This window comes from Melioribacter sulfuriphilus (assembly GCF_052656625.1).
Genome location: NZ_JBQXXK010000004.1, coordinates 341,084 through 365,600 on the forward strand (window position 1 = coordinate 341,084; position 24,517 = coordinate 365,600).

The 24,517-nt window shown below is 37.9% G+C and carries 14 protein-coding genes; 1 reads left to right on the forward strand and 13 read right to left on the reverse strand.

What is annotated here, in order from left to right; genetic code table 11:
* Positions 1 to 5: 5 nt before the first annotated feature.
* The 12 genes from ACUN8G_RS07060 to ACUN8G_RS07115 form a co-directional block, all read right to left on the reverse strand.
* On the reverse strand, positions 6 to 1,799 hold the full coding sequence (locus tag ACUN8G_RS07060) for an L-fucose isomerase (protein WP_437347738.1): 1,794 nt from the start codon (positions 1,797 to 1,799) through the stop codon (positions 6 to 8).
* 228 nt (positions 1,800 to 2,027) lie between these two features.
* Positions 2,028 to 4,370 (reverse strand): glucosamine-6-phosphate deaminase, encoded by a 2,343-nt coding sequence (locus tag ACUN8G_RS07065; protein ID WP_437347737.1) that lies wholly within the window; start codon positions 4,368 to 4,370, stop codon positions 2,028 to 2,030.
* An 18-nt stretch (positions 4,371 to 4,388) separates the two neighbouring features.
* Positions 4,389 to 5,498, reverse strand: coding sequence for an ROK family protein (locus ACUN8G_RS07070; protein WP_437347736.1), 1,110 nt, complete (start codon positions 5,496 to 5,498; stop codon positions 4,389 to 4,391).
* 25 nt (positions 5,499 to 5,523) lie between these two features.
* Positions 5,524 to 6,714, reverse strand: a complete 1,191-nt coding sequence (locus ACUN8G_RS07075) for an MFS transporter (RefSeq protein ID WP_437347735.1) — start codon at positions 6,712 to 6,714, stop codon at positions 5,524 to 5,526.
* A 95-nt stretch (positions 6,715 to 6,809) separates the two neighbouring features.
* Entirely contained in the window at positions 6,810 to 8,588 is a 1,779-nt protein-coding gene (locus tag ACUN8G_RS07080; protein ID WP_437347734.1) for a T9SS type A sorting domain-containing protein, read from the reverse strand.
* Positions 8,589 to 8,640: 52 nt separating this feature from the next.
* Positions 8,641 to 11,604, reverse strand: a complete 2,964-nt coding sequence (locus tag ACUN8G_RS07085; RefSeq protein ID WP_437347733.1) for a TonB-dependent receptor — start codon at positions 11,602 to 11,604, stop codon at positions 8,641 to 8,643.
* 176 nt (positions 11,605 to 11,780) lie between these two features.
* Positions 11,781 to 14,363: a glycoside hydrolase family 3 protein gene (locus tag ACUN8G_RS07090; protein WP_437347732.1), complete on the reverse strand. Its 2,583-nt coding sequence runs from the start codon at positions 14,361 to 14,363 to the stop codon at positions 11,781 to 11,783.
* Positions 14,364 to 14,366: 3 nt separating this feature from the next.
* Complete coding sequence (locus ACUN8G_RS07095) at positions 14,367 to 15,650, reverse strand: glycoside hydrolase family 125 protein (protein WP_445480920.1); 1,284 nt, start codon at positions 15,648 to 15,650, stop codon at positions 14,367 to 14,369.
* Between the two features lie 44 nt (positions 15,651 to 15,694).
* Positions 15,695 to 16,795, reverse strand: coding sequence for a carbohydrate-binding family 9-like protein (locus tag ACUN8G_RS07100; RefSeq protein ID WP_437347730.1), 1,101 nt, complete (start codon positions 16,793 to 16,795; stop codon positions 15,695 to 15,697).
* A complete protein-coding gene (locus tag ACUN8G_RS07105) occupies positions 16,779 to 17,738 on the reverse strand; it encodes a glycoside hydrolase family 130 protein (protein ID WP_437347729.1) in 960 nt (319 codons plus the stop codon). The genes ACUN8G_RS07100 and ACUN8G_RS07105 overlap by 17 nt, the downstream gene beginning before the upstream one ends.
* An 8-nt stretch (positions 17,739 to 17,746) precedes the next feature.
* Positions 17,747 to 20,143 carry a glycoside hydrolase family 94 protein gene (locus tag ACUN8G_RS07110; protein ID WP_437347728.1) on the reverse strand — a complete coding sequence of 799 codons (2,397 nt, stop codon included), beginning with the start codon at positions 20,141 to 20,143 and terminating at the stop codon, positions 17,747 to 17,749.
* A 187-nt stretch (positions 20,144 to 20,330) separates the two neighbouring features.
* Positions 20,331 to 21,779, reverse strand: coding sequence for a PQQ-dependent sugar dehydrogenase (locus tag ACUN8G_RS07115; protein WP_437347727.1), 1,449 nt, complete (start codon positions 21,777 to 21,779; stop codon positions 20,331 to 20,333).
* Positions 21,780 to 21,857: 78 nt separating this feature from the next.
* On the opposite strand from ACUN8G_RS07115, the gene ACUN8G_RS07120 reads away from it, so the two are divergent.
* The gene (locus ACUN8G_RS07120) at positions 21,858 to 22,385 is read left to right on the forward strand and encodes a hypothetical protein (RefSeq protein ID WP_437347726.1); all 528 of its coding nucleotides are present in this window, start codon (positions 21,858 to 21,860) and stop codon (positions 22,383 to 22,385) included.
* Position 22,386: 1 nt separating this feature from the next.
* Here ACUN8G_RS07120 and ACUN8G_RS07125 read toward each other — a convergent pair whose 3' ends face one another.
* Positions 22,387 to 24,435, reverse strand: a complete 2,049-nt coding sequence (locus ACUN8G_RS07125; RefSeq protein ID WP_437347725.1) for a bifunctional 3-deoxy-7-phosphoheptulonate synthase/chorismate mutase — start codon at positions 24,433 to 24,435, stop codon at positions 22,387 to 22,389.
* Between the last annotated feature and the right edge of the window lie 82 nt (positions 24,436 to 24,517).

The following is a 24,517-nucleotide window of genomic DNA, read 5'->3' on the forward strand; positions in this document are numbered from 1 at the left end:
AAAAGTTATCTATATAATGGGCCGAAATTTTTACAGGCGGCAAAATCGGCGCTTTCTTTATCCGATGTACCAAATGTATTCCACACAGAAGGTCGATAAATTCGATCATCTTCAACATTATGCATATAAACAGGAATCCTTAATATTGATGCAAGTGTAATCAATTTATCGCCAATATGACCGTATGAAACAGCGGCATGATTAGCACCCCAGTTTAGCATAACCGAATATACGTCTTTGAAAGCTCCTTTACCCGATAATTTTGGCACAAACCAAGTTGTTGGCCATGTAGGATTGGTTCTTTTCTGCAGAATAAGATCTATTTCAGGCTCGAGTTCAACTGTATAACCTTCTGCAATTTGAAGTGTCGGACCCAAACCCTTTATTAAATTGAGTCTGCACATTGTTACGGGCATGCCACCTTCTGTCAAAAAGTGAGACGAAAAGCCTCCGCCCCTGAAATACTCTCTTATTGCCGGACACCACGTTGTGGCGTCAAGGCAGTCCTTAACTTCCTGTTGAGTAATTTCCCAGAAAGGTTTAATAGCTGGTTTACCATTAAGACGCTGTTTGCCCGTGCCGTCGAGCGCAGCCGAACCCGAATTTATTAAATGTATTATTCCGCCTTCAGCTATTCCATTCAGCTTTTTACCCGTCACCCTTTTAACAGCTTCTGGACTCCAATATGTACGCACGTCCGAAAAAATTTGAGCCGTATCTGTTAGCAAATGTCCAAACAACATACTAATGCCATTAAGGCTATCATTCTCGGTTGCTACAATGTACGGTTTGCGAATTCCATTCCAGTCAAAAGACGAGTTTAATATCGCTTCGAGAAAATCTCCATTAGGCATAAAGTCAGTCCATTGCCTTTGACCCTGGAATCCTGCTACAATAGCATTGTGTCCAAGTGCTTCCTCTTCAAAACCCAGTTCGGCAAGTTTAGGATTGCCAACCATAAGATCCCTGAAAATCAGAGTCATTTTTATTACAGTTTCCCATTCACTCTTGCGCACTTCTTCTGGAACTGGAGGATTATTTGGATCGTCACCTTCCAGGCAATTACTCTCAACCCATTTTAAGGCTTTTTGAAATTCGTAATTATCAAATATGTTCCAGTTAATCCTGCGAATTAACTCAGACATATCGACGAATTCGGTTTTCATGCCGAGATAGTTATACATAAAATGCGTATCGACTATAGAACCAGCAATACCCATAGAAACCGATCCCACGGAGAGATAAGACTTACCCTGCATTTCCATAGCTGCCAGAGCTGCTTTTGTAAAGAGGAGTAATTTTTCTTTAACATCATCCGGTATCGTCGAATCATCGCTTTCCTGAACATCTTTTCCGTAAATTCCGAAGGTGGGGATACCCATTTGATTATAACCCGCAAGGGCAGCTGCAAGATAAACAGCCCCTGGCCTTTCAGTTCCATTGAAGCCCCAAATGGCTTTTGGAATAATTGGAGTAAGATCCATTACTTCAGTACCATAACACCAGCAGGGAGTAACAGAAATCGAAACACCTACGTTATTTGCCTTAAATTTTTCCATACACAACGCAGCTTCTGCCGCTCCTCCAATGCACGTATCGGCAATAATACACTCAACGGGCATACCGTCGGAATGGCGTAGATTATTCTCTATCAGTTCGGCAGTTCGCTTAGCCATTAACATAGTTTGATTTTCTAACGATTCCCTAACGCCCTTTCGTCTGCCGTCGATTACAGGTCTTATTCCAACTTTAACGTGCTTTGTGTTTAGTTGAAATACTGGATGATCATTGAAATTCATAATTACCCCCTTATATTTAATTTACTCCAATATCTTTCTACACCACATTGATTTCTCTCTTAATCAACTCGTCGATCCTCATTTCGACTACAAGAATTTTTTGGCTGACGTTCGAGGAATTCGGTTTTGTAAGCATGCCCCAAAGTTTCATTTTATGATAAGAATTAATTAACAAATTTCCTAATGATAGTGCATTATAAAAGCTAATGTTACAATTTAACCGTGAACTTACTTTATATATTCAACCGATTTTCTTAATTCCATTGAATACTGGTAGAACTCTTTTACGTTCATCTCTTTAAGGAAGAGCATGCCGTGAGCAGCGCGCGCTCTTGGTATTGGATTGTTCAGAAAATATTTTTTCCCCAGGCAGTTCCTTATAATCTGATATTGTTCAACATATATTTGTCTTGCCAGTTGAGAAAATGGACCGTCATATTCCCAGCTTGGGAAACTTGCATCTTTTTGAGAACCATAACAGTTCATAAAAACATTGTCGAGAATAGCCATAGAATTCAGACTAACTGGCACATAAATGTTGGCTTCTGCGGGATGAAATCGGTACCAAACATTTCTATAGCCCCATATTTTGAGTTTGGAAATATCTTCCTCTTTTTCGTACAGTTTAAGAGCCTCACTTACAGCTTGCAATACTTTGTAATGAGTATCTGGTCCACTTCCTTCGGGGTCAAAAGCTACAGTTATAATAGTCGGCTTGATCTGTCTAATTAAATTGAGTATGGGAATAACATCTCTCTGCAATTCGGGATTTTCAGTGAATATATTCCCCTGATAAAAACCGAGCCTGAGATGCGAAACATCCTTGGATCTGAAGCCGTAATAAGCCCAGGTTAATTCTTCTTCCCATTCTCTTAACATCCCTTTTAATTTTTGTACGTGAGGAATATCTTTTTTACCGGGGTATTGAGTGCCAAAATAATTAATCAACTCGTCCACTCTGTCGATGATATATCTTAAACTTGTTTCTTCATAAATCTCTATAATATTTCTGAGCATTCTTCTGGAAGTTGCCTCAATTCTTTTGGAAATATTATTTTCGGCAATCCCATCAAGATAAAGGCTTATATCGCTGTCTTTGGCTTCAGTATTGTCGGGTTCGAAGTATCCGGTTTTATATCTTTCGTCGAACAAACCAGCGGTTAAATACTCTTTAAGTTTAGTCATCAAATGAAGCATATAAGAATTAGTAACCGCAGTAAAACCACTGGTAAAAATTGCAAAATGGTGTTTGTTCAAATGAGTTCTTACAAGATGATTAATAAAGGCTAAGTAGCCCAGCATTATATCGTCGTGATGCGGTGCAGTATGAAGAATTGTTTGATTGAGTGGAGTATTCATGCCTTTATTAAAGCGTTCTACAATATCATTATAAATTAGCTCATTGATTTCTTTAACAGACTTTCCGGATTTATTTAGAACAAGATTTGCAAGTTTATCCCCTGCATAATCGCTTTTATTTAATAATAGTAATTCTTTGCCGGTATTAACAGAAAGATTTATCACAACTTTTTCAAGCGATTTTCTAGATAATTTTGATTCTTTTTCGATATCATCATAAATTCTTTCAGATAAAAGGGAAGCTGCACCATTAGTAAGATAAAAACGAGAGTCCTTGAGTTTTTGCAATACCGTAGCGGGATATTTATTTGAAGCGCTGTTTTCAATCGAATCTTTTACGATTTTTGCCTTAGCTTCTCCTGCGGCAATAATTATAGCCGTAGCATTTTTATTATATGTAATGGTATTAAGGCCAATTGTAATTACGAGTCTGTTCGAAGCAACTTCGATTCCCCCCAGATCGACAGAGGCTGCAGCTTGTGTTTGATAATTAGTGGTTGTTAGTCTTGTAGTAGAATAGTGGTCGCTACCCTGAACGTTAAATCCGATATGCCCATCGGGACCTATACCACCCAGGAAAAATCCGATTCCTCCCATTTCTCTTATTTTTTTCTCGTACTGAGTGCAAAACTCGTCTACAATTTCAATCGTTTCTTTTTGTAATCTTTCAATGCGACTGCCCGGCAATTTAGTGCGTAAACTCAAGTCAACTTTGTTATCGGGGAAAATGGCCGATAAAGGAAGATTTTCGGCAGTACCAATTTTATTAACATTTATTAAAAGCGCATTATTAGGGTCAATTCCGAATGATTTTATATAAAATTTTTTTATGTAATAATAAAAGCTATTCTGCTGCGTCGAATCAATTGGATAAAATTCGTCAATCTGGACGAACTTAATTTTTTTCATGTCGGGTTTATTATTAGGATCCAGTTCATATCTTTTTAACTTTTGTTTGATTTCCGGTTTATCCCAATTCTTCATTATATGAGTAAACCAGTAGATAAAATACTCGGGCGTTTTACCGGTTGGCAAAGAAACAACACCTTCGGGATTTGCCTGGAGCCACTCTACAAAACGGAATGCAGTTAATTCACCCAACTCGGGAATATTTCCCACCTGAATAATTGGTATTTTTTCAGTCGGTTTATATATAAATTTCTTGCCGGATTTTTTTAGAAAAAAATTTTCAACTTTAGAATTTGGTTCCATGATTCTCCTGTTTTTATTTCACTGTTTATCGAGCATATTTATTGCGAAAGCATAAGCGCCCAACGCTATAGCTTTACTTGTTCCTAATTGTGAAATACCAATTCCAATCTTTTTCGAAGAGTCATATTTAACTTTTTTGTTTGTTCCGTAAACATTTATCTCTTTAGTTTCATTGCGCAAAAAATTTGTTAATTCGTTATTATCAGTAAGATTATATATTTGTGCCATCAACCGTTTTACTTGAGCTCCGTCGGAAGTTTTTTTATAATAACTCCTCATTTCGTCAAGCAAGAAAGGCATAAAAAGTTGAAAAGCACCTGCCAGTCCTCCTCCAATTACTACCGGGCAATCCATAATAGTAACCACATTTGCAATGGCATCGCCCACTACTTGTGCCATTTTTTTATAAGCTTCGACTGCAGCATTTTTATTTCCCTCAAGTTTTCCGATGGCAATTTCATAAATTTCTTTTGGTGAAGGTGTATCCGAAAAGTTGATACCTGCAGCTTCGCTATAGAGTCTTTTTACTCCTCTTATACTTGCATGTTCTTCTGCAAATTCTTCTGGTGAAATTCGATTACGTAAAAGCCATATTTCCCCAGCCATCGAGTTATCTCCCCTGTAAAGTTCACCATTGATAAATAAGCCGCACCCAAATCCAGTACCCAGAGTAATTCCGATCAAGTTATTATATCTTTTTGGATTACCTGCCTCGCTGAGCAATTTATTTATGTACGGTAGAAATCCGGCAAGTCCTTCGCCATAAGCATAAAGATCTCCATCGTTATTAATAAAAACAGGCAAACCGAATTTAGACTCCAAGAATGGCCCTAAGGCAACGCCGCCTCGATATGCTGGCAAATTTCCAAGGTCTCCCAGAATGCCATTTGGATAATCTGCCGGTCCAGGAAAAGCTATGCTGATTGCCGAAGGTTTTTTATCAAGTTTTTTTAAAACATAATTAAACCCATCAACAATATTGCCCATTGATTTATCGAGATCGTCGCCGCATGCATCAAGGCGGTATTCATCGACCAATTGTTTCCCGGACTGAAAAGCGGAGAAAACAAAATTTGTACCGCCACCGTCCAGTGTCATTATAATTCTGTTGTCTTTTTCAAAAGTCATGATTTTCTCTTATTTATTCTTCTTATTATTTCACAACAAAATTTATTCTTGTGTTGAAAACGGATACAATCCCGATGTAAATTATGCATAACAACGGGACAATAAATCCAGTAAGCACCCCACTTAGATCGTTTACAACTCCCATTATTAACGATACAACCGCACCTCCAGCGATTGCAGTAACCATTAGCCCCGACAACTCATTAGATCTCTCGGGCATTCTTTCAATCGTTATCGAAAAAACCAATGGGAATATATTCGAGAAACCCAATCCAGCAAGGACAATGCCCGTAAAGGTAAATTGAGTAATACCAGTAAACATTAACATCAGACCAATAAACGAAATGGTTACAGTAAATTTGAGAAACTTGTGCGCTTCAATTTTTTTGAGTATAAGAGAACCTAAAAATCTGCCTACGATAATTGGTAGAAAAAACAAAGACCAGCTGATCCATAAACTAAATCCAGCTATTTCGAATTTTTCTTTTAACAAAATCGGAACGCCAGCGCTCATCGACACTTCAGCACCTACATAAAGAAATATCGCAAACACCATCATTAAGACATACGGATTTTTTAATAGTTCAAAACACGATTTAATTGATGCTGGTACTTCTTTATGTTCTTTTTCGTGAATGTCTGTTCTTGCTGTTATTAACAATGTAACTAAAATCAAAGAAGCAAAAAGAGGGAACAAAATTGTCCACTCCATATTAAAAGCATAAGCTACAAAAGGAGGGATTAAAAATCCCATCGAAGAACCAACAGCTTTCAATGATTGTGCGAGCGATAAGTTTCTCGAATAAGCCCCTTCAGGTGAAACGTCTCTCATTATCGGATTCCCAACCACCTGTAAAATTGTTGCCCCAGCACATAGAAGTAATATCGACGCCAATACAACAAAGAAATCAAACTTACCTACCGAAGACAAGCTTACTGGCATGCCGTACATACCGTTAAATACAGGCAGCAATAATCCAATTAATGCAACCGAAAGACCGAGTATGAGTACATACTTTCTTCCCTTTCTATCCTGGATTATTCCTACTGGAATCGATAAAATTCCAAACATGATAAAACCAGTAAACGGTATTAATTGAGCCATTGTATAAGAAAGGCTAAAACTGTCCTTAGCCAAACCAACAAGGGGACCTACAACATCGCCAAATCCCATACATAAGAATGCCAGAAAAACTGGTAGCGCTCTTGATTTCATAGCAATATCCACATTATTGATATATTCGATTTGTAAAAATAATCAGCCAGCCGTCAATGCTTTGCGGCTGGCTTTATTGTTGCATTTGGAGGAGGCTACTTCATCAAAACAATTTTTCTGAATGCACGGAACGACTCGGATTCCAAACCGATGAAATAGACACCGCTTGCTACCTGTCTGCCAAAATCATCTCTTCCATTCCAGGTGGCCGAATATGTTCCCGGTGACATCTTCTGGTCGATGAGTGTCCTAATTTTTTGTCCGAGAATATTATATACATTTAATGTTACATTTGAAGATTTAGTAAGACTGAAATTGATCTTTGTCGTCGGATTAAATGGATTCGGATATGCTTCTGAAAGTGTAAATTCATTTGGTATTTCTGGACTAATTTCATCTACTCCTGTAAGCCATAGATTTTTTTGTTCAGGGAACCAGTTTAGGTCACCGATTGCAAAGCCGTCTGTACCAGCATGTTGTAGTATTGAATTCGAATAAGCAAGATTTTCTGGCAATGGCCACTTGGGTGGGAAATTCAATTCATAATGCCAGGGATTGTCAAGTTTTCTCGAAGCAATTCTACGAACATAAGCAACTAAACTGTCAATATGATTTACAACTCCCTGATCTGTAAAAACGGGGTCAGCTTCTAAATTATTCTGAACAGAAATATACGGTGAATAATCCCACGAAGCTGGATTTGTCAGAGAATCCAAACACCATTGGCTCAGATCGTTAATCCATCTTGCCATTGTAAGTTTTCTTACCAGATATTGTTTTGAATCATCTAACATAACGACGCTATCGGCAATTGTAACTGTATCGTTCCAGTCATTATAGAATTTAACTAATTTTTGCGGATTGAAGTAAGCATTGTTTTGAGCAACATGAACACGTTTGCTGGGATCGAACAAGTCAATGTAAATACCTCTTGCGGAATCGACGTATGCTTCCGGTCCAGTCATTTCGTGACCGTTATAAACACCTTTTTTTCTTATTCTATAAATACTTGAAGATACAGTATCTGGATAATTAAAGAACCAACCCTGTATTACTTGTTCAGGATCGCCACCCCAAGCATGCGCAGCATAGAAAAGATTATTCTTCATGTATAAGTTTGAAGCCTGTCTTATTAAGAACGGATTAACTACAGAATAAACAACAGTATTATGTTCGAATACTGAATACGGATCGTATCCGCGTATTGAAAAGATGTATGAATTGCAAGCGAAGAAAGTATTGTTAATAAAGATTGTGCTGTCTGGATGATCAAGCCCGCCTGACAAGAAAGGTTGGCCACCGAAATAGGAAGTCGAATGAATAAAGTTTCTGAAATGACAATCCTGAACATCGAGTTTAACGAATTTTGCACCGTCAACACGTATGCCGGCTTCTGTAAAGGCGTCGAATACAACGCGACGAAGTTTAAGCCAGATGCTATCTGCGCCGATATGAATTGCACGGCTCCATCCTAAAGTCTTGCCATCTGACCTCATCGAAAGAAGATATAAGTCGTTTAATTCTACTTTTATCCCCTTCTTAATAAACTTGAAAAACCACTCCTCAGAAGTACCGTCGGCACGGATTGCAGGTGCCAGTACTGGTGGTCTTTTTGTAACATCCCCCTTCGCAATAAACTTACATGACCTGTTAATTTCGAAAGCTTTTTCGATATAATAGATAGCGCCTCTGTCGAGCACGTAGACACGATACTCAGAAACTGCAGTGTCAGCATTGATTATGTTACTGATCTGCAGAGACTGGGAACCAGGAATATAAACAGTATCGGTAGTTGATTGTGCCACAACTTCAACCTGGAATGCCAAGAGAGAAAGGACTCCGATGGCAATCAAGAAAGCGTACAGCTTTTTCATATCATTCCTCCTATTATGTGTTTTAATTTAAGCCACTTAATGGGCATAATTTCTAAAATCTTAAACGCATTCCTAAATCAGCCATCATACCGTATCTTTGCTGATTTGTTACGTACTTTGTTTTTTGATTTATATCGATGTCATCTTCACCCGTCAAATTGTTTATATTCAGATAAATTTGTATTCCGTACCAGGGCAATTCTTGTTTAAATGACAAATCGAACCTAACATATTTGTCAGAGTGAACTCGGTTTTGATACCAGAAGTCGGGCCGCTTGAAAATGTTATCCTGATAAAGCATTGATACTCTGAAGGAAAAGCCTTTGTAATCATAACCAAGAGCAACATTAATGATGTCATTCGGCTGATAGAGCAAACGGTCAGAATAGGAGGTATCAACACTTACAGTGTGCTGGATGTAATTTTCATCGAGAATCGTTATTAAGTAAGTTTTCGGATAATCGGCTTCGGAGAAAATATGTGTGTAATTAATATTAAACACAAGACCGGTTAACGGTTCGGGTAAATACCAGAAGTGTGCCTGCCATTCTCCTTCAATGCCTACCAGATCAATTGGGATCGGATTGTTTATATATGTGTAAAGCGCAAAGCTCTCGGTTCTATTCTTAAGTTTTTCTTGCAACTCGGGGTAAGCACTGAAATCTTGCGGATAGGTTTTTGTAGGGAATACGAGATCTTTAATTTGTTTCTTAAATCCTCCAATTGAGAATAAACCTATTTCGTTGGCATAGATCGACATAATAGCATCGAAGTTTTCAGACCGTGCAGGTTTTAATCTATAGTTGTTATAAAGGATATAATTCGTACCGATATAGTATCTGGGAATTATAGAATTATAATCAGGATAGTTCAAAGTGTTTGTATAAGCGAAATGAAATTGTAGCCAATCCGTCGGTTTGTACCTTAAATGAACCATGGGCAGCCAATAACCGTGCGATTGAGTTTCTTCGGCTTCGGTATATTGAATATCGCCTGGAATTTGTTCGCCTCGAATACCCCGATAAGTTGTAGTTAAATTCTGATATCGCACGCCAGGGATAAACGAGATTTTCTGACCGAAATTTATTGAAGTCATAAAGTAAGCAGCGCTTTTGACTTCATGTCCGGAATAATCATAAAGTATCGAAGATAATTTATGAGGTTTATACCCGCCTCCGTTTCCAGCACCAGGATTTTTCTTTGCAACTTCGATTACCTGCATCATCAGGTCAACATTCAAAGGTGGCCCCAGCTGGTAATCTCCGCTCAGGAATTCTCCGTAACTGTAAGACGAGTCGATAAAATCGGCGAAAGTAATACTTGTACCAAATTGAGGAAAGGCGTTCATTACTGCTGCGGCAACCTGTCCTCCATCATCATAAAATACTGAGCCACTGCTCTGGTTATAGTCATACGATCTTTTTCGATACTGATAGGCACCACCGAATTTAATTTTTGCATTGACTAATTTACTGATCGTTATATCTCTAATTATATCGAGTGTACCGTTATATGTTCTATCCTTAGAAATATTATCGATATTGTAAATATCAAAAAAGACAGCATCTTCGGGGTCGTAAATAATATTTGAAGCAATAACCTGGGGACGTTGATATCTCAAGAGAGTAAATTTATTTTCGAAGCCTGCCCCATTCTGCCAGAAGTTAAAACTTACGTCGTTGGGGTAAGTGGTTTTTGAATAAGAATGCGAAAGGCGAAGTTCAATACCAAATCCTGCTAAAGAGTGAGATATGCTTAAAAGATTACTTAGAATGTCGAGATTATTTTCAGAATTAGTAGCGGAATAAAAAAGGTCGTCGTCCAATAAGTGGTATGATTCCTTTCTTGAGATAGTTTTCGTATTACTTCTGCTAAAGAAATTCATAAAACCGATGCTGCCATTGCTGTACTTATAATCGAGTACAACTGTGGCGCCGTATCGTTTACGATCTCTGAGAACATCGGTTAGAGTCATAGAGCGAAATTCTGGTTCGCCTTCATCTGTAATATTCAGTTTTCCAGCAAAGTTATAATCGGCAGAAAGTTCGTTTGCGCTGAGATTTCTATCTTCAGCAGAGCCCTGTGCGAAAATACCGAAACTATTATTCCAAAATCTTTGCTCATAGGATGCGACAAATTTATAGTCGTCGTTAGTATTCTTCAGGCTGTTGTGAGAGCCTTGTGTAAATAATTCGAAGGAAGGTTTACCTGTCGTAGTTTTAATAGCTTTTCGCATAGAGAAATTAATGACTCCACCAAGTAGAGTAGCATCCATATCCGGAGTAATTGCTTTGACCACCTCAATACCCCCGAGCATATTTGATGAAATCATACTCAGGTCAGTTGCCCGGTCGCCGCTGAGGGAGAGTTCATCACCAGCTTTAAATTCCGAGCGATGTTCGTTTGGATCGTTCGAAGTAACATTGGCAGGCAGCTCGACACCGTCGACAGTTACTCTATTATATTGAGGAGAAAGACCTCGAACAACAACACGCGAACCTTCGCCACCCGTTCTTATTAGAGATACGCCAGGTAAACGTGCTACGGACTCTGCTGCATTTGCATCGGGTAGTTCTCGTATTTTTGCAAAAGAAACTACATTCTTAATAGTTATGGAGGTCAATTGTTCGTTGATCGCTTTTGCCTGCCCTTCTGCCTGTGCAGTTATAACAATAGTGTCGCCATAGACCGACTCTGCTGAAAGATGGAAATTATATTCAGTAGTCTTTCCTTCTTTAACTTCAATCGATACTTCTTCCGGTTTATATCCAATAAAAGTAGCCTTGAGGATATATTTACCGGGTGGAACAGCATTAATTTGATAGATTCCGTCAAAGTCGGTAGCACTGCCAAAACTTGTTCCTAAAAGAATGACGTTGCAAAAGGGGAGCGGTTCGTTGGTTTGTGCATCCTGAACTTTGCCTTTTACTCTACCACCCGCTGCGTAAGCAAAACCTGAGAAGGCAAGTAATAATAAGATTACAAATCTCCCGCTAAGATAAGTTTTAATCTTCATATTTACCTCTTAATAATTATCAACTGTGCCTTATATTGTCTCTTTGTTTTTTCGTAATAAAAATAAACTTATTAAAAATAAGAAGCAATAAAAATAATAAACACAATATTTTTTTATGTACAGGGTAATAATTGGGCTAATTAATTTTACTTATGAATAAACTTTAACGTTTTTTATTATTTTAAATTAACTTTAATTTCTTTGATATACTTATTATCGCCCGAAGATAAACCCGCTATTAATTCATATTTCCCCGGCATAACTTGAAAACCAAGACCATCAACCCAACGGACTAAATTTTCCTTACTCAGATTAAATTCCACTTTGCCTTTCTTACCAGACTCCAATCTAATTTTTTTAAAACCAATTAATGTCTTTAGAGCACGATTATCGTTTTTCGCTTTGGTGTATAATTGTACTGTCTCTTCACCTTCATATTTGCCGTTGTTTTTCAACCAGGCTACAACCTTAATACTGTCCCTCTCAGAAATATAATCAGCTGATAATTCTACTTTTGAAATAACAATTTCAGAATAAGTCAATCCCCAACCGAAAGGATAAAGAACTTCCCCTTTGAAATAACGATAAGTCCTACCAAGCATTGAGTAATCTTCAAAAGGAGGCAGGTCATTTTCAGACTTATAAATTGTAACCGGTAGCTTACCAGAAGGATTATACTTTCCCCATAGTATGTCTGCTATAGCCTGTCCTCCCGCTTGACCGGGATACCAGGCTTCTAATATTGCAGGAATATTTTTACTTTCCCACTCGACCGAAATAGGACCACCGTTAAGCAAAACCAGTATTACCGGTTTCCCAGTAGAATGAACTTTTTTAATTAAGTTCAACTGATTATTTGGCAAAGATAATTTTAGTCGGTCGCCACCTTTGAAACCGTCCACATCGATTTTTAATGCCTCTCCTTCCATCCTTGGTGACAGGCCCATAAACATTAGAACTACATCTGATTTCAAAGCAGCCTTAATTGCTTTATCTTCAAGGTCATCATATGGAATCGACCAAAGCAATTGTATAAAGCCGTATCTTTCTCTTCTTACGAATTCTAATCTAATTTTATACGGTCTTCCTTTTTTAAAATTATAACTTCCATAAGTAATTTCGGGGTCAAACTCTCCTCTGAAACTCGCAATCAAAGAATCTTCTATAAAAATCTTAAAGTCATTATAACCATATCCAGCTATTTGATAGTTGCCAGTAATCGGTGGTATAACGTATCCTGTCCATCTAACACTGAAACTATCAGGATTAATATCATCAGCGGGAGAAGTATCCAGCCAGCGAAAATCAATTATTTTATCGTTTCTTATTAATGTCGGATCCCCTCTCAGTTCGGCGTTATTAAAATATTCTCCATTTAGACCTACTGTAGTTAAGTTGCTGTCGCTAAATAGGAAAGATGATTCAATCACTTCAAATGATGGGACTCCAGGGGCAAAGTCACATCCTTTTTCATAGAAAACTTTACCATTTCTTAAAACACTCTTAATTGCTTGTAGAGGAGTCACAAATTCTGAAGGGAAGCCGTGATAATTGCCAAGCAACGACTCCAGATTATTGGCATTAGGACCTATGACAGCAACTTTTTTAATATTTGAATCCAGAGGTAGCAGGTTATTCTCGTTTTTGAGCAACACGATCGACTTACGAGCAGCCTCCAGAGCTAGTTCTCTACTGTAACTATTTTCAATGTAAGATTCGTCGATCTTGGAATAAGGTACTAATTCGGGTGGATCGAACATGCCCAACTTAAAACGAGCAAGGAGTACCCGACTTAATGCTGAATCAATCTCCTTATCGGTTATAAATCCTTCCTCGTAAGCTTTCTTTAAGGAGAGGAACGTATTTCCACACTCCAGATCAGTTCCTGCAACTACAGACAAAGCCGCAGCTTTTTCAGGCGAATCAACTATTTTATGCGAGTTAAAGATATCATATACTGCCCAGCAATCTGAAACAACGATCCCTTTAAAGCCCCATTTCTTCCTCAAAATATCAATCAGCAGTGTATCGTTACCACAACATGCTTTTCCTCTGAGGCGGTTGTAAGCACACATTACAGAATAAGCTTTACCAACAGTAATTGCTTTTTTAAAGTGAGGTAGATATGTTTCATTTAAGTCGTAGTCGTCTACAAGTGCATTAAAATGATGTCTTTCTGGCTCCGGTCCGCTATGAACGGCGAGATGTTTCGGTGTAGCAATTGTCTTAAGGTATTTTTCGTCCTGGCCTTGTAATCCTCTAATAAAACTTACAGCCAGTTCACCCGTAAGGTATGGATCTTCGCCATAGGTTTCCATACCTCGTCCCCAGCGTGGGTCTCGAAAAATATTAATATTTGGAGCCCACAAAGATAAGCCCTGATAAATACCTCTTTGATTCTTTTTTAATGCCATGTTATACTTTGCACGAGCTTCGGTGGAAATAACATCAGCTATCCGATAAATAAGATCTCTATCCCATGTTGCAGCCATGCCTATTGGCATTGGAAAAACAGTAGCTCTTCCGTTCCTTGCCACTCCGTGCAATGCTTCGTTCCACCAATTATATTGAGGAATTCCGAGACGTTCGACTGCACTCGATTGATGTACCATCAACGAAATTTTTTCATCCAGTGTCAATCGCTTCAAAAGGTCATCCACTCTCTCTTCGAAAGGAAGACTTACGTCCAAATAATCGGATAGATCCTGAGCAAATAAATTTACTGAAATTAAAACCAGTACGAATAAATACTTTCTCATATATCAATAAGTCTTTTTTAACAATTCAGGATATTCGTTGTTAATCTTTAATATTAATTCTCCAAAGAGTGAATTAGCCCAGGCAAACCAGGATCTGGTATAGTCATAAGGGTTATCCTTGTTGAAGGACTCATGCATAAACCATGTTTCGGCGTGTGTTGCCTTTAGCAATTTTAGGCAATGAATAATTTCATCTTCATTATTGCTTGTAAGTGCTCTCATTATAATGGAAAGATGCCAAATTCTATTAAGCAGTGTGTGGGGACTTCCTACACCATCGCCTGCCTTTCCTACGAAGTAGTATGGATTATTTTCACTGAAGATAAATTTTCGGGTATTCAGATATATTTCGTCATTATAAGAAACGATACCAAGGTATGGCAAAGAAAGTAAGCTTGGTATATTGGCGTCGTCGATGAACAAACAATTGCCGAATCCGTCAATTTCGTAAGCAAATATTTTCCCGTAGTTGAGGTGCTCCTTGACGGCAAATTTATAAACAGCTACTTCAATTTCATCAGCTAATTCAGTCGCTTCACTTGCTGCTTCAGAATCTCCATAGATTTCTCTATAAATTTCAGCAAGCTGTCGCAACGATTTTATTGCAAACAAATTCGAAGGGACAAGAAAAGGAAATATAGTGGCATCGTCGGAGGGTCTAAATATCGAGACAATCATCCCGTTTGGTTTTATTGGATTTCCGTACCCGTCTCCTGGTACGGTATCTGTACTCCAGGAAGTAATTCTTCCAAATTTATAAGGACCTTTATCATGTTTGCGTTGTTGCTCTTTGAAGGTTCTAACAATTAATTCGAATGATTTTTTCCAATCATTTGAAAAATACTTTTTATTGTTGGTTGTTTTATAAAAGCCGTATGCAAGCCGAATAACATAGCAGAGTGAATCTAATTCCCATTTACGCTCATATACTTCGGATTTCATTTCTGTCAGGTCGCCGCTCCAAACGCTTTCTTTTGCGGCATCATTAAAAGCATTTGCATAGGGATCTATTTGAACAAACTTTAACTGCCTGTTCAAAAGTCCGAGAATTAATTGTTCCAATCTCGAATCTTGTTTAACAAGAGGTAAATAATGCCATACCTGCGCAGTAGAATCTCGTAACCACATAGCATTTATATCGCCGGTTATAATAAAAGTATCCGGGACATTGTCTTTAATCTCAAATTTAACTGTGGTATCCAGAGTATTAGGAAAACAGTTGGCAAACAAATCGGCAATCTCTTTATCAGCAATTTTACTGCGCATGTTTTCAATTAATTCATCCACTGCAGCACTGTGAAAACATCTGTTATTATAGGTCGGGCGTCGTATCATTTTTTTGTAATAATTTTAATTAATCCATCCTGAGTAATTCGCAGAAAAGAATTAGCGTTAAGTTTAACTGAGACTTCGTATAAATTTGTCGTAGCTTCGAGAGTCACACCATAACGATTTATATCAGCTATCTGGAGAAGCGAGAGATCATCACAATACCTTTTGTTTTTTTCATAAAATTCCCTCTGTGCATAATAGATCTGTCGTAATAACCATTTAATTTTCTCGATTTCATCAAATGAGAATTCGATATTTTTAGTATTTGCGGTGCTAGTTGAGAATTGAATAAAACCCCACATTTCCGGATAATGCATATTAATTACGCCCTGCGGACTCCAGACCCAGTTGTCTTCGGGATAAGATTTACCTGTTTCAGGATTAATTGTCTTTTCATACTTATTATCATTTATGGTTGTTTTCCATTCTACTCTTGAAAAATTAATTCTCCATTGATCTTTATCGCGCGGAGGCAATTCTAATTCCGTAATTTCACTGAAAGCGCTCCACGGAAATGCAACTTCAACTGTCCAGCAACTGTCAATATCACCCGGTTTATTAAGTGTTCCAAATATTTTAACTCCTGTTTTGAGTCCCTTAATATCGTAATTGTGCAGTGCAACTTTTTCACCATCTCTGTATGGTTCGATAAGAAGTAGATCCCAAACTGTATTTAAAGCATTCATTTCAAATTCCAGATAACGATGGCTATCGCCATCAGGGTCTATAAAGATTTCAAAGTCGTTATCATAAAATATAATGTCGTCGCGGTTTTTTAATGTCGCCCAAATATCAGGTTCCTCCAGTTCAGCGGCAATATAAAAATATTTATCGTCCCACAGCATCTTAACACGGGTTTTGAATCTAGGATGAGGGCGTATAGTACCTTCGATATCAATAAAATCTTCAGTCCAGAGAGCTGAAGCCCAGCATTTTTCGTCAAGCGAACCGTCAACTGTAATTTTTTCATCAGTACGATAGACGATATAATGTCGAGGATTAAATTCTATAATTGGGCGGGGAAGTGATTGACTAAACAAGAATGAGTTAAAAATTACGACAGGAATAAGACACATATTCAGATTAAATCTTAGCGGCATCAATAAGCTCCTCAATAGTTGTAAATGCAAGTGCAACAACAGTATCGGCCGCGCCGTAATAGATTAATACTTTGCTGTCCGGTAAAGCATACCCGTCTTTATCTTTTTCAACTATCACACCTGAGGGGAAACAAACATTCTGGACCTGACCAACCATTTCATACATTTCTCTCGGTTCAAGTATATTCAAGCTGCCACGTGCAATAACTTTTGCTGGATTATTCAGGTCGTGCAAAGAAACACCAGCTTGATAAATATTTGAACTCGAAAAATGAGTAGCTACGCCGTGATAAACATGAATCCAGCCTTCTTTGGTTTTAATTGGTGGAGGTCCCGATCCGATATTTTCGTCCCAATAGTGAAATCTACCTGACATAACAGGTTCTACGTATTTCCAATTAATCAGGTCGTCGGATTCAGATAAATAAATTGTGTTTCCCGTTGTTGGCCCACCTTTCAGTTTTACACTGTTTGGGCGCTCAAAACGTAAAAACTTTCCGTTAATTTTTTCAGGGAAAAGGACTCCATTCCTGGAATCGTCTTGCGAAACAATGCCTAAAAATTCATAATTATCGAAGTCTTCAGTTCTTGCCAAACCGAGACGGCAACCAGCGTCCATATCCATTGCAAACATCAAATAATAATGTGTGCCAATTTTAGTAATTCGAGTATCGTAGATGTGGTAGATTTTATCCTTAACCTTCTCGATGCCCTCGAACTTAATGATGGAACGATCGACTTCAAAATTAATTCCATCATCGCTAAGGGCTTTCATAAGAAAAGTTTCTCTGCCCCTGGTTTGAACTCTAAGAATGAGTAAATACTTATCATTAAATTTAATCGCACCGGGATTAAAAACTGAAGATACATCATATAGTTGACGGTTGACTGCAGGAATATCTTTTCTTGTAATAATAGGATTTCGTTCGTATCGAACAAGCATAAGTGTCTCTATTTATTTATGGTTTCTATAGTTTTTCCCATTAAAACTTTTACTCGACAAATTTTATTTTTAGTCAAAGGCAATTTATTTCCTACAATTTCTTTACCGTCAAGCATAATATAAGAAATACCCGATTGAACGCCGTCAGGATTTTCCACCTCGATAATATATTTAGTTCCTCTGAAGATCCTTTCAACGCGGATAAAATCCCACGAAGCAGGGATTACAGGGTCGACAATTAAGCCATCGTAATCAGGACGTATTCCAGCGATATAATCATAAAAGATTCGGTACATCCACGCTGCCGTTCCGGTTTGCCAGGAATGGCTCGCTTTTCCGGGAGAAGAATGTTCGTCACTCGTAATATATTGAGAATAGACATACGGTTCGGCCTGATAAATATCCGAGTCAATGCGGTTCGGCAATAGTTTACTGAAATAATCATAGGCTCTATTGCCGTTTCTCATTATACATTCAGCTTGTATTAACCAGGTGACGGGATGACAGAAAACAGCGCCGTTTTCTTTTTTACCAGCAACACATCTGGTAATCAAACCAATATTAGGATTAATTGATTTAAAGGCTGGAGCACAAATTTTTGGACCGTACTCGCTATCGAGATATTTTTTAACGCTTTCGAGTGATCGTTTTACTTTCGATTTGTCGTTTAAATTGGAAATAGCAGCCCAGCTTTGAGTATTTATAAATATTTTCCCTTCTTTTGATTTATTTGAACCGATGACCATACCTCCATTTCCGAAAGCTCTAATAAACCATTCTCCATCCCAGCAAAACTGCTCAATATTTTTTCTTATCTCATCACGTAGTTTTACAATATCCGTTATATCATCTACATTAAGGAATTGGAAAAGTTCAATAAGTTTATTGAGCATTGCGACATAGAACATAGCACCCCAGACACTTTCTCCACCATCGTCACCACCAATGTAATCGAGTGTATCGTTCCAATCTCCTCTTCCGAAGATAGGTAAACTGTGACGTCCCAGATTATTTTTCATGAAATTAACGACGACCAGTAAATGATCCTCAACTGTACCTTCCTTTTTATCTACGAAAGAAACATTTTCTCGTAAAATTGAAAAGTCGCCCGTCTCCTTTATATATTCTGTTACAGCAAGAATGTACCAGCCGGGATCATCGCAATGACGGGTCAATTCTCCTTTCCCATCGTCATAAAAATGATGATATACCCTTCCGTCAGAAAACATTTGCCTGGATAAGAGCAAGATACGCTCTTTAGCCTTTTCAGGGTGCGCAATTGTAACTGCTATTACGTCCTGCGAGGTGTCCCTGAAACCATACCCTCTGCTAATTCCCCAATAATAATAACTTGCCACTCTTCCAATATCAAAAGCAACTTTAGCCTGATACGGCACCCAATAATTCATAAAGATATTTACGTTTTTATCGGGAGTTTCAACCTGAGTATGCTGCAGAAATTTTAACCAGTAATTTTGAATTTCTTTGAAAGAATTTTCGATGTAATTTTTTTGTATAATTTTCGGAATTTCTTTTTTCCGTTCTTCAAAAGTTTCTTTAGGAAGTACACCCAACGAAAAGACTACGTTCTCTTGGCTGTTTGCATCAAGTTCTACTTTTACATTAATAGCACCCACAACATTTCCATAGTCCGTATTTAGGTTTGAAAATTTATCGTCCATTATTGCCTGTGGATTCGATTCATTATTATAAAAGCCGAGAAATCTTTCACGAAGTGTCTCATATTTTTCAATCGGGAAATTTGACGTAAAAAATGCCCATTGATTCCATTCTTTATTTTCTTGTTGTTGAGTACCATTAGTCTCTGTAACCCAGTAGGTCTTTGTAGCAAAAAGGGAATTTAAATTTTTATCAAAATATGCCCTATTAAAATGCTGGTCGTCGCACTGATTGATAAGGTCAATAAGCCCATGCCCCAGAGCAAACTCGACATAGCCCGTTAAGGATAAACGACGTTTTTTCCCCGACTTATTAGTAAGAACGATATTCCAGATTTCATGATTATTATTCAAGGGAACAAAATAAGTAACACGTGCATGGATACCTTCCACAAACGATTCGATAGTAGTATATCCCAGACCATGAATAACTTTGTAGTTCTCTGGATTTTCACCTGCGGGCTGCCAGCTTAGCGTCCAGACTTTTCCGGTTTCTACGTCTTTTACATAAATATATTTTCCGGGGCGGTCCGATGGTACGTCATTAATTCGATATCTTGTTATTCTCCCATGCAATGGACTTTTAATGTAACTGATACCGCCCGCATTATTAGAAATAGTGGAAAAATATTCGCCATTATAAATATAATTTATCCACGGCGTGGGTGTTTTAACATTGGTAATTATATACTCCTTACCGTCTTCAGAAAAATTACCATAATTCATTCCCGAACTCCAAATAAGAAAATTAAAATTAAGTATATTTTTTTGCAAAAATAACTAACTGTAAAATTAGACTTTAGTTCACAAAATAGCAAGTATTAATTTACTTTTTAGTTAATTATTTAGCATAAGCGTCATTAAACTAAGGAGAGTTATTTTTATAATAAAAAATATTATATTCTTTAACAGCTTATTTCAAAAAAACTATCTTCCTTACGATACCATTTTGTTGACGAGAAGTGGTGAATTTGTAAAAATAAACTCCGCTTGCTAATTTAACCTTCAGGTCACGAGTATCAAAATGATATCTGTGCCAACCTTCAGACTTGTATTCGTCGATGAGATGAGACACCTCTTTGCCCGCCAAATCATATAATTTTAAGGAAATATAACTTCCACTGTCTAAATAATAATCGATAATAGTACTGCTGTTGAAAGGATTTGGGTAATTCTGACTGATCTGAATTTCAGCAGGAATTCTATTTTTGCCGACGGAAACTGGCGAGCCTGTAAATTTGTAAATTCTACCGTTCGTATAATTTGCAAAATAGAGTTCATTCTTTTCATCTACTCCAAACGTAGAAATGGCATAGTCGGTATCAAATAACAACTCATTTTTTACTGCTCCATTATTAAATTCAAGAGACCAGATATTTCCAGAAACGAAATCGGCATAGACATATTTCCCTATAAGTTCTTCGGCGTCGCTTCCGCGATAAACAAATCCTCCAGTTATCGACCATCCACCTTGTTCATTGTGACCATACTCCCATATTGGCGTCGTCAAGCCGGATGTGTCGCAATTAGTCGAAGGATTATAACAATGAAAACCTTCCATAATACGCCAGCCATAATTCTTTCCTTTTTCAATCAAATCAATTTCTTCCCATTTGTTTTGTCCCACATCCGCAGCCCAGAGTAAATTCGTAATTGGGTCGTAGCTGAATCTCCAGACATTGCGTAAACCGTATGCATAGATTTCTCCGCGCGCATCGGGATTATTTACAAAAGGATTCTCCGCAGGTATCGAATAGTTCTTCCCATCATCTTTTCTATCAACATCAATTCGTAATATTTTACCGAGTAGCGACTTCAAGCTTTGGGCATTATTTTGAGGGTCACCGGCTGAACCTCCGTCACCAGTTGATATGTAAAGATAACCATCGTTACAAAACAAAACTTGACCACCATTATGGTTCGAATATGGCTGCAGAATTTCTAAAAGAATTTCTTCGCTTGAGGTTATTGCTTCAGTACGTGCGTCGTTTGTTTTAAACCTCGATATCACAGTTCTTCTCGGGTTATCTGTCGTATAGTTCACGAAAAATTCTCCATTGGTCTCGAAGTCGGGATGGAAAGCAAGTCCCAGTAATCCCTGCTCGCCGCCAAATAAGACTTTTCGACTTATGTCGAGAAAAATTTTAGGGGAATTTGCATCTTTTTTGTTCTCAAATGAATAAATAATTCCCGGCTGCGAAACCACAAAAATCCTGTCGCTTCCATCGCCCGCATTTTGAATATCTACTGGATAATCCACTTCGATATTTGGAAAAGCAAGCTCAATTTTAAGCTGCGCTTTGTTCTGGCCACATCCCAAAAGAAACAGCACGACGGTAAATAAATAAAGCCATTTTTTCATATCAGCCCCTTTCTTATTAATTTACAGTCAAATTTTTAATCGGAATTGGTATCGATAGAGTATATACAGGAAGACAGAATGAAAATAATTAAACTTTCCTTAATTTGCATCCTATTAAGTGCAGCATCAATTCATGCTCAAATTACTAAAATAGGCGTCGGTGCTGGCGGTGGGACAGTTAAAGGGAATTCGGTTTCTGTTGGTTCTTTAAGCAGCACTTTATTTATCGATACTGATATATTTTTGCCCGATTATATCAACATACGAGGAGGAATTTTATTTTCAAGAAAAGCCGAATATTTTCTGCCAGAAAATCGTAAAGGTAGGTACTATCCATTCATTAAATCTTTCTTCTTGAAAGTTATAATGGAACAAAATCTCTACAGACGCACATTTGTTGAGGAAGGAATTGGATTGGCAGCAATTAACGACCGCACTTTTTCCGATGTCGATTTCTGGGAACCCGGAATTACATTCAGTTTAAACGCAGGAATTAAGGCAACAACTCGTTCACGTTTAGCGGTCGGCATTGATTACGGATTGGGACTTACCCGCACTAATGCAGTCTATTTTTCTTTGCTGCTTTTATATGTTTATCAATTTTGAATCAAAGCTTATAAAGCTCTTTCATAAGCGACTCGAACTGTTCAAAATAAAGCGCCTGATCGGGGTCGCTCAAAGCGTTCGGAGGGTCGGGATGAAATTCAACCATAATACCGTGTGCTCCCACAACTTTGGCGGCCTTTGCAAGCGGAATGACTTTATTTCTTTCACCTATTGCATGCGAAGGATCGACTATAACAGGTAAATGCGTTAATTCCTTTAAAACCGGGATTGCACTTAAATCAAGAGTATTGCGGGTGGCGGTTTCAAAAGTTCTTATTCCACGTTCGCATAAAATTACCTGTCTGTTTCCCTGCGAAAGGATATATTCTGCCGCATTGAGCCATTCGTCGATTGAGGCGCTCAATCCTCTTTTGAGCATAATTGGTTTGTGAGTCTTACCTACTTCTTTCAGCAGGGCAAAGTTCTGCATATTCCTGGCGCCAATTTGAAGTATATCGGAATGTTTGGCAACCTCTTCCACCTGTTCGGTATCCATTACTTCCGTAATAATTGGAAGCCCATAATATTTACCCGCTTCTTCAAGAAGTTTAAGTCCTTCATATCCGAGCCCCTGGAAACTATACGGTGACGTGCGCGGTTTGAAACATCCACCGCGTAAAATATTAGCCCCATATTCTTTTACTTCGAGTGCACATTTCATTATCATCTCTTCGCCTTCAACCGAGCAGGGACCGGCAATCACAACAAAATTATCTCCACCAATTACAACATTTTTTACTTTTATAATAGTGTCTTCATTTTTGTAGTCACGGCTTGCAAGGCGATAACTTCTGGAAGTTTTTTTAATAATCGGAGCACTCTTTTTTTCTGCTGGAGCGACAGCAGGATCCCTTTTTTCATCTTTGTCAATAAAGGCAAAATTAAGTTGTGTTTTTTGTAGCTCCTGTGAAGGATAGGTTCCCAGTATTTTCATAAATCGGGTGTATTGCCCCAGTTCGTCCAGTACTTTCTGTATTGTTTCATTAGCCGTATTTCCTTCGAAATCGAGATAGAACATTTCTTCCCACGGATTTCCAATAATGGGACGGGACTCGAGTTTTGTTAAATTGATATTATACTTTCTGAATACGCTCAGAGCGTCTACGAGCGAACCGGGCGTGTGAGAAGTAGCTATTACAATTGAAGTTTTGCACGGTATTCTTTCGTCCACCGTCAAAGGTTTTCTCGAAGCAATTAGAAATCTGGTATAATTTCCGGGCTGATTGGCTATATCTTTTTTCAGAATTTTCAGTTTGAAATGCCGGGCAGCTTCTTCGCTTGCAATGGCAGCGTGATAAATATTTCCTTCTTCTTTAATTTTTTGTACCGACATTGCTGTATCGTCGAAATACTCCAGAGCAGCATTAGGGATTTGTTCGAGGAATTTACTGCACTGCGCTACAGCCTGATAATGCGCGTAAACTTTTTTTATTTTTTGGAGTTGTACGTCTTCCAGTGCAACGAAACAATGTTTAACCTGAAATTTTTCTTCACCAACTATTGAAAGCGTTGTGTGGAGCAGAAGGTCGTAGACTTCGTTAATTCCACCCGAAGTTGTGTTCTCAATCGGAAGTACGGCAAAATCTGCTTCTCCTTTTTCTGCTGCTTCAATTACTTCGTCGAATCTACGTTTAAATAAAAAGTTAAGTTTATATCCACTCCCTGCGAAATATTTATGGGTTGCTAAGTAGCTGTATGAACCTTCAATTCCCTGTATCGAAATTGTTATCTGCTTTTTTTTGCCCTCTTCTTTATTTAGAAGTTTTTGGATATAAGATTGCTGCAGCCGTACAGAATCTTCTATTATTTCGTAATAAACTTTTGTCACGTAATTAGCGTCCAGCCCGGCTTTTTTACCCAGTTTTACGAGTCTCTTTAAAAGTTCTTCTTCTCTTTTTTGATCCCTGATGGGTGCTTTGTTACTTTCTTTGGCAAGTATTACTTCCTTACTCAGCTGCCTTCTTTCAGCAAGCAAAGTAATAATATTCTCGTCGATCTTGTTGATTTTTTCTCGGATTGTATTCAGATCATATTTTATTTTTGCTGGCATTTCCTTGACCGGTAAATTATTGAATGCGAATCTAAAAAAAATTCAGGCCTTAAAAAAGATATTTTAACAGAATCGTTCAAAA

Excerpts from the sequence above, each read along its gene's own strand:
- ACUN8G_RS07060 (WP_437347738.1), bottom strand. The coding sequence starts at position 1,799 with ATGAATTTCAATGATCATCCAGTATTTCAACTAAACACAAAGCACGTT.
- ACUN8G_RS07065 (WP_437347737.1), bottom strand. The coding sequence starts at position 4,370 with ATGGAACCAAATTCTAAAGTTGAAAATTTTTTTCTAAAAAAATCCGGC.
- ACUN8G_RS07070 (WP_437347736.1), bottom strand. The coding sequence starts at position 5,498 with ATGACTTTTGAAAAAGACAACAGAATTATAATGACACTGGACGGTGGC.
- ACUN8G_RS07075 (WP_437347735.1), bottom strand. The coding sequence starts at position 6,714 with ATGAAATCAAGAGCGCTACCAGTTTTTCTGGCATTCTTATGTATGGGA.
- ACUN8G_RS07080 (WP_437347734.1), bottom strand. The coding sequence starts at position 8,588 with ATGAAAAAGCTGTACGCTTTCTTGATTGCCATCGGAGTCCTTTCTCTC.
- ACUN8G_RS07085 (WP_437347733.1), bottom strand. The coding sequence starts at position 11,604 with ATGAAGATTAAAACTTATCTTAGCGGGAGATTTGTAATCTTATTATTA.
- ACUN8G_RS07090 (WP_437347732.1), bottom strand. The coding sequence starts at position 14,363 with ATGAGAAAGTATTTATTCGTACTGGTTTTAATTTCAGTAAATTTATTT.
- ACUN8G_RS07100 (WP_437347730.1), bottom strand. The coding sequence starts at position 16,795 with ATGCCGCTAAGATTTAATCTGAATATGTGTCTTATTCCTGTCGTAATT.
- ACUN8G_RS07105 (WP_437347729.1), bottom strand. The coding sequence starts at position 17,738 with ATGCTTGTTCGATACGAACGAAATCCTATTATTACAAGAAAAGATATT.
- ACUN8G_RS07110 (WP_437347728.1), bottom strand. The coding sequence starts at position 20,143 with ATGAATTATGGTAATTTTTCTGAAGACGGTAAGGAGTATATAATTACC.
- ACUN8G_RS07115 (WP_437347727.1), bottom strand. The coding sequence starts at position 21,779 with ATGAAAAAATGGCTTTATTTATTTACCGTCGTGCTGTTTCTTTTGGGA.
- ACUN8G_RS07120 (WP_437347726.1), top strand. The coding sequence starts at position 21,858 with ATGAAAATAATTAAACTTTCCTTAATTTGCATCCTATTAAGTGCAGCA.
- ACUN8G_RS07125 (WP_437347725.1), bottom strand. The coding sequence starts at position 24,435 with ATGCCAGCAAAAATAAAATATGATCTGAATACAATCCGAGAAAAAATC.